Consider the following 6,441-nt stretch of genomic DNA (forward strand, 5'->3'; position numbering starts at 1 on the left):
CCCTGCTGACGGCGCCCCAGCTTGCATGGACACGCCGCATGTGGCTAGGCTAAGCGTGGTCGCCGCCGGTGTCGTTGATGGACGTCAATCTCTCAGCCGGAGGGCGCACAAAATGGCGCTTGCGGCCACGGTCGTGCGCCTCCCGTCGCCCCGCCTTGAACCGCCGCTTACGGCACCCGCCGCTTCACCACCTGCACCGCCAGTGGCGCCACGGCGAGACCCACCGTCGACGCGCTGACGTTGCGGGCCGTGATGCGCACGGTGCTGTTGGACCACACGTGGCAATCCAGCACGAAGGCGATGCTGCTGATGTCGAGCGACGCGTCGGCGAAGTCGCCCCGCTGTGCACCGGGCACCGTGACGTCAACGTTCGCCGTCGCGCCAGGACCGAGGCTCGGAAGGTCCCAGATCGTCTCCAGCGCCAGCGTCCGTGTCGCGGCCGGCAGCGAGGGGCAGCGGTAGAGGATCGCTGGCGCATCCTCTGGCAGGGCGTAGAGCCGCAGCGCCTCAAGCTCGAACCGACCGTCGAAGCCGATGACGCCGATCAGCGCGACCGGGGAAACCGTCCGATGAAGCTGCTTGCGACTTCGTGGTGATGCGAAAGCCTGCCTCTCCACGCTATGCTACTACTCCGATCTCTTGCTTGTTGAACCTGCCCTGACCTGTCGCTCTCTAATCGTCCCCGCCCGCTGCGGCGCCTCCGCCGCGGCGCCGCCACGGGGACCGCATGTCGCTGCATCCGCTCAAGGCCGAGACGACCGCACGTGGCGCGCGGATGCTGCGCACGGCCTTCGGCCCCGGCATCGCGGCATGGCTCGAAGACCCCGCCGTCGTCGAGGTGATGCTGAACCCTGACGGTAGGCTCTGGATCGACCGCCTCGCTGAGGGCCTCGCCGATACCGGTCGCTGTCTCTCCTTCTCCGACGGCGAACGCATCATCCGCCTCGTCGCGCATCATGTTGGCGCGGAGGTCCATGCGGACCGCCCCTGCGTCTCGGCGGAGCTGCCCGAGACCGGCGAGCGCTTCGAGGGCCTGCTGCCGCCCGTCGTCGCAGCCCCGACCTTCGCGATCCGCAAGCCCGCTGTCGCGGTGTTCACGCTGGAGGACTACGTCGCCGCCGGGATCATGACGGCCGCTCAGGCCGCCACGCTGCGCACCGCCGTCGCGGATCGCCGCAACATCCTGGTCGCCGGCGGCACCTCCACAGGCAAGACGACGCTGACCAACGCGCTGCTCGCCGAGGTGGCGCGCGAGGGCGGCCGCGTCGTGCTGATCGAGGACACGCGCGAGCTGCAGTGCCGCGCCCCGAACCTGGTCGCGCTGCGCACCAAGGACGGCGTCGTCTCCCTGTCGGAACTCGTCCGCCGCGCACTTCGCCTGCGCCCCGACCGCATCCCCATCGGCGAGGTGCGCGGCGCGGAGGCGCTCGACCTCCTCAAGGCCTGGGGCACCGGCCACCCCGGCGGCATCGGCACCATCCACGCCGGCTCCGCGCTCGGCGCACTGCGCCGCCTCGAACAGCTGATCCAGGAAGCCGTCGTCACCGTCCCACGCGCGCTGATCGCCGAGACGATCGACGTCATCGCCGTGCTCGCCGGCCGCGGCTCCGACCGCCACCTCGCCGAGCTCACCCAGGTCCGCGACCTCACCGCCACGGGCGACTACGACCTCACCCCCGCAGGAGACACACCATGACGTCCACGCTGCGCACGCGCCTCGCCGGCGCGGCCGCCTTCGCGCTCTGCCTCGCGCTCGCCGCGCCCGCCCACGCCGCGGGTTCGAACATGCCCTGGGAGCAGCCGCTGCAGCAGGTGCTGGAATCCATCGAGGGGCCGGTCGCCAAGATCATCGCGGTGATCATCATCATCGTCACCGGCCTGACGCTGGCCTTCGGCGACACCTCGGGCGGCTTCCGGCGGCTGGTGCAGATCGTCTTCGGGATCTCGATCGCCTTCGCGGCATCGAGCTTCTTCCTGTCCTTCTTCCAGTTCGGCGGCGGGGCGCTCATCTGATGACCGCGCCGGCCGATCCGGTGCCGGGCTTCTCGGCGCCGGTGCACCGCGCGCTGATCGAGCCAATCCTGCTCGCAGGCGCTCCGCGCGCGGTCGCCATCGCCAACGGCACGCTCGCCGCGGCGATCGGGCTCGGGCTGCGGCTCTGGGTCGCCGGCGTGCTGATCTGGCTGGTCGGCCACCTCGCCGCGGTCTGGGCCGCGCGGCGAGATGCGCAGTTCGTCGAGGTGGTGCGCCGGCACCTGCGCTACCCCGCTTGGCTGCGCGCGTGAGGCGGCGATGCTGAACCTCGCCGAGTACCGCCGAAAGCCCCAGACCCTCGCGGACTTCCTGCCCTGGGCCGCGCTGGTGGCACCCGGTGTCGTGCTGAACAAGGACGGCTCCTTCCAGCGCAGCGCCCGCTTCCGCGGCCCGGACCTGGACAGCGCCACTCCGGCCGAGCTCGCCGCCACCGTCGCGCGCCTCAACGGCGCGCTGCGGCGCCTCGGCTCGGGCTGGGCGGTCTTTGCGGAGGCGCAGCGCGTCCCGGCGCGCGGCTACCCCGGCAGCACCTTCCCCGACCCTGTCTCAGCCCTGGTCGACGCCGAGCGTCGCGCCCAGTTCGAAGAGGACGGCGCGCATTTCGAGAGCAGCTACGTCCTCACCTTCGCCTGGCTGCCGCCCGCCGACGACGCCGCCCGCGCCGAGGGCTGGCTCTACGAGGGCACGCAGGGCGTCGACGCCGCCACCGGCCGCGAGGCGCTGCGAGGCTTTATCGACCGCACCGACCGCGTGCTCGACCAGATCGAGGCCTTCGTGCCGGAGGCGCGCTGGCTCGACGATGCCGAGACGCTGACCTTCCTGCATTCGACGGTCTCCACCCGCCGCCACCTGGTCCGCGCTCCCGAGACGCCGATGCATCTCGATGCGCTGCTGGCCGACCAGCCGCTGCTGGGCGGCCTCGCGCCACGCCTGGGCGATGCGCATCTGCGCGTGCTCACCATCATCGGCTTTCCGAGCGCCACCTTCCCGGGGATCCTCGACGAGCTGAACGCGCTTGCCTTCGAGTATCGCTGGTCCACCCGCGCCATCTGCCTCGACCGGACGGACGCCCAAAAACTGCTGGCGCGCATCCGCCGGCAGTGGTTCGCTAAGCGGAAGTCGATCGCCGCCATCCTCAAGGAGGTGATGACCAACGAGCAGAGCGTGCTGCTCGACAGCGACGCCGCCAACAAGGCCGCCGACGCCGACGAGGCGCTGCAGGAACTCGGGCAGGATTCTTGGGGCTGGGCCTATGTCACGGCGACCGTCACCGTCTGGGACGAGGACGCCCGCGCCGCCGACGACAAGCTCCGCCTCGTCGAGAAGGTCATCCAGTCCCGCGACTTCACCGTCATCCGCGAGGGGGTGAACGCCGTCGAGGCCTGGCTCGGCAGCCTGCCGGGGCATCTCTACGCCAATGTGCGGCAGCCGCCGATCTCGACGCTGAACCTCGCGCACATCGTGCCGATCTCGGCGGTCTGGGCCGGGCCGGAGCGGAACGAGCATCTCGGCGGCCCGCCGCTCTTCCATGCGCGGACGGAGGGCGCGACGCCGTTCCGCTTCTCGCTGCATGTCGGTGATGTCGGGCACACGCTGGTCATCGGCCCGACCGGCGCGGGCAAGTCGGTGCTGCTGGCACTGATGGCGCTGCAGTTCCGGCGCTACGCGGGCGCGCAAGTCTTCGCCTTCGACTTCGGCGGCTCGATCCGCGCTGCCGCGATCGCCATGGGCGGGGACTGGCACGACCTCGGCGGCGCACTGGCCGGCGACATGGCCGAGCCGGTCGCGCTGCAACCGCTGGCGCGCATCGACGCGCCGGAGGAACGCGCCTGGGCGGCCGAATGGATCGCCGGCCTGCTCGCCCGCGAGGGTGTCGCGATCGACCCCGCGGTGAAGGATCATCTCTGGTCCGCGCTGAGCAGCCTCGCCTCGGCGCCGATCCATGAGCGCACCCTGACCGGCCTCGCCGTCCTGCTGCAATCCCAGGCGCTCAAGCGGGCACTCGAGCCCTACACCCTCGCCGGCCCCTGGGGCCGGCTGCTCGACGCCGAGCTGGAGCGGCTGGGCGAGGCCGAAGTGCAGGCCTTCGAGACCGAGGGGCTGATCGGCACCGCTGCGGCCCCCGCCGTCCTGGCCTATCTCTTCCACGCCATCGGCCGGCGCCTCGACGGGCGGCCGACGCTGATCATCGTCGATGAGGGCTGGCTCGCGCTCGACGACGCCACCTTCGGCGCACAGCTGCGCGAATGGCTCAAGACGCTCCGCAAGAAGAACGCCTCGGTGATCTTCGCGACGCAGTCGCTGGCCGACGTGGACGGCTCGGCCATCGCGCCGGCCATCATCGAAAGCTGCCCAACGCGGGTCTTCCTGCCGAACGAGCGTGCGCTGGAGCCGCAGATCGCCACCATGTATGCGCGCTTCGGGCTGAATGACCGGCAGACCGAGATCCTCGCCCGCGCGACGCCCAAGCGCGACTACTACTGCCAGTCCCGCCGCGGCAACCGGCTCTTCGAACTGGGGCTGTCGGAGGTCGCGCTCGCCTTCTGCGCTGCCTCCTCCAAAGCCGACCAGGCCACCATCACCGAGATCGTCGGCGCCTATGGCCGCAGCGGCTTCGCGCGCGCCTGGCTGCTGCGCCGTGGCCTCGACTGGGCCGCCGAGCTCCTGCCCGACCCTCCGGAGGATACCGCCCCATGATCCGCCGCCCGCTTCGCGCCGCGCTGGTCGGCGCCGCCCTGCTCGGCCTGCCGCTCCCCGTCACGGTCACGCCCGCCCAGGCGCAGTGGACGGTCTTCGACCCGTGGAACTACGCGCAGAACATCCTCTCCGCCGCCCGCGCGCTCGACCAGATCAACAACCAGATCGCCTCGCTCCAGAACGAGGCGCAGATGCTCATCAACCAGGCGCGCAACCTCGCGAGCCTGCCCTACTCCTCGCTCATGCGGCTGCAGCAGTCTTTTGCGCGGACGCAGCAGCTGATCGCCCGCGCCCAGCGCCTCGCCTACGAGGTCACCGACATCGAGCGCGCCTTCACGCAAGGCTACGGCGGCGCCGCCTCGCTCGGCTCCAGCCAGCAGATGTTCGCCAATGCGCGCGAGCGCTGGCAGACCTCGGTGGCCGGCTTCCAGGACGCGCTGATGACCCAGGCGACCGTGGTGGGCAACCTCACCGGCACACGCGCCGAGATCGAAGCGCTGATCGGCCAGAGCCAGGGCGCCACCGGCGCGCTTCAGGCGGCGCAGGCGGGCAACCAGCTCCTGGCCCTCCAGTCCCAGCAGATCGCGGACCTTACCGCCCTCCTCGCCGCGCAGGGCCGCGCCCAGGCGCTGGAGGCCGCGCGCGTGGCCAGCGGCGAGGAGCAGGCGCGCGAGCAGCTGGAGCGCTTCCTCGCCCCGGGCGCCGGCTACCAGCCGGGCGCGGCGCAGATGTTCCATGGCCGCTGAGCCGTGGTCGTGGCGCCGCAACCTCGCACACCTCGGGACGTGCCATGAACGGCACCGGTGTCATCGACCGCTTCCTCGACGTCTTCACCCGCTACATCGACAGCGGCTTCGGGCTGCTCGGCGGCGAGGTGGCCTTCCTCGCTGCCACCTTCATCGTCATCGACATCACCCTCGCCGCGCTCTTCTGGGCCTGGGGGGCGGACGACGACATCATCGCGCGGCTGATCAAAAAGACCCTCTTCGTGGGCGTCTTCGCCTGGATCATCGACAATTGGAATTTCCTCGCGCAGGTCATCTTCGACAGCTTCGCCGGCCTCGGCCTGGTCGCCTCGGGCTCGACCATCACGGCACAGCAGCTGCTCCAGCCGGGACGTGTCGCGCAGGTCGGCCTTGATGCCGGGCGGCCTCTGCTCCAGGCCGTCTCCGGGCTGATGGGCTACATCTCGTTCTTCACGAACTTCGTCCAGATCGCGATCCTGATGTTCGCCTGGGCGGTCGTGCTGCTGTCCTTCTTCATCCTGGCGATCCAGCTCTTCGTGACGCTGATCGAGTTCAAGCTGACCACGCTGGCGGGCTTCGTGCTGGTGCCCTTCGGGCTGTTCGGCAAGACCGCCTTCCTCGCCGAGCGCGTGCTCGGCAACGTCGTCTCCTCCGGTGTGAAGGTGCTGGTGCTGGCCGTCATCGTCGGCATCGGCTCGACGCTCTTCGCGCAGTTCACCGCAGGCTTCGGCGCCAACCAGCCGACCATCGACGAGGCGATGTCCATCGTGCTCGCCGCGCTGGCGCTGCTGGCACTCGGGATCTTCGGGCCGGGCATCGCCAACGGGCTGATCTCCGGCGGACCGCAGCTCGGCGCGGGCGCGGCAGTCGGCACCGGGCTCGCGGCAGGGGGCGCCATGGTCGCCGGCGCCGCTGCCGTGCGCACGGGCGCGGCCGCGGTCGGCGCGGCGAGCTCGGCCATCGG

General features: G+C 71.0%; 7 protein-coding genes. 6 read left to right on the forward strand and 1 reads right to left on the reverse strand.

Features of this window, described 5'->3' with window-relative positions; translation table 11 throughout:
* Window positions 1–167 precede the first annotated feature (167 nt).
* The gene (locus GXW74_RS16850; RefSeq protein ID WP_211847694.1) at window positions 168–617 is read right to left on the reverse strand and encodes a hypothetical protein; all 450 of its coding nucleotides are present in this window, start codon (window positions 615–617) and stop codon (window positions 168–170) included.
* Window positions 618–727: 110 nt separating this feature from the next.
* On the opposite strand from GXW74_RS16850, the gene trbB reads away from it, so the two are divergent.
* The 6 genes from trbB to trbL form a co-directional block, all read left to right on the forward strand.
* A complete protein-coding gene (gene trbB / locus GXW74_RS16855) occupies window positions 728–1,696 on the forward strand; it encodes a P-type conjugative transfer ATPase TrbB (RefSeq protein WP_211847695.1) in 969 nt (322 codons plus the stop codon).
* Window positions 1,693–2,013 carry a TrbC/VirB2 family protein gene (locus GXW74_RS16860; RefSeq protein WP_211847696.1) on the forward strand — a complete coding sequence of 107 codons (321 nt, stop codon included), beginning with the start codon at window positions 1,693–1,695 and terminating at the stop codon, window positions 2,011–2,013. Before trbB ends, GXW74_RS16860 begins: the two co-directional genes overlap by 4 nt.
* Entirely contained in the window at window positions 2,013–2,285 is a 273-nt protein-coding gene (locus tag GXW74_RS16865) for a VirB3 family type IV secretion system protein (protein WP_211847697.1), read from the forward strand. The genes GXW74_RS16860 and GXW74_RS16865 overlap by 1 nt, the downstream gene beginning before the upstream one ends.
* 7 nt (window positions 2,286–2,292) lie before the next feature.
* Window positions 2,293–4,731: a conjugal transfer protein TrbE gene (trbE, locus tag GXW74_RS16870; protein WP_211847698.1), complete on the forward strand. Its 2,439-nt coding sequence runs from the start codon at window positions 2,293–2,295 to the stop codon at window positions 4,729–4,731.
* A complete protein-coding gene (trbJ, locus tag GXW74_RS16875; RefSeq protein ID WP_211847699.1) occupies window positions 4,728–5,477 on the forward strand; it encodes a P-type conjugative transfer protein TrbJ in 750 nt (249 codons plus the stop codon). The genes trbE and trbJ overlap by 4 nt, the downstream gene beginning before the upstream one ends.
* A gap of 44 nt (window positions 5,478–5,521) precedes the next feature.
* A partial coding sequence (gene trbL, locus GXW74_RS16880) for a P-type conjugative transfer protein TrbL (protein ID WP_211847700.1) occupies window positions 5,522–6,441 on the forward strand: 920 nt, incomplete at its 3' end.

Origin of the sequence: Neoroseomonas eburnea, from assembly GCF_018129005.1 — a bacterium.
Lineage (GTDB): Bacteria > Pseudomonadota > Alphaproteobacteria > Acetobacterales > Acetobacteraceae > Neoroseomonas > Neoroseomonas eburnea.

Excerpts from the sequence above, each read along its gene's own strand:
- trbB (WP_211847695.1), top strand. The coding sequence starts at position 728 with ATGTCGCTGCATCCGCTCAAGGCCGAGACGACCGCACGTGGCGCGCGG.
- trbJ (WP_211847699.1), top strand. The coding sequence starts at position 4,728 with ATGATCCGCCGCCCGCTTCGCGCCGCGCTGGTCGGCGCCGCCCTGCTC.
- GXW74_RS16860 (WP_211847696.1), top strand. The coding sequence starts at position 1,693 with ATGACGTCCACGCTGCGCACGCGCCTCGCCGGCGCGGCCGCCTTCGCG.
- GXW74_RS16865 (WP_211847697.1), top strand. The coding sequence starts at position 2,013 with ATGACCGCGCCGGCCGATCCGGTGCCGGGCTTCTCGGCGCCGGTGCAC.
- trbE (WP_211847698.1), top strand. The coding sequence starts at position 2,293 with ATGCTGAACCTCGCCGAGTACCGCCGAAAGCCCCAGACCCTCGCGGAC.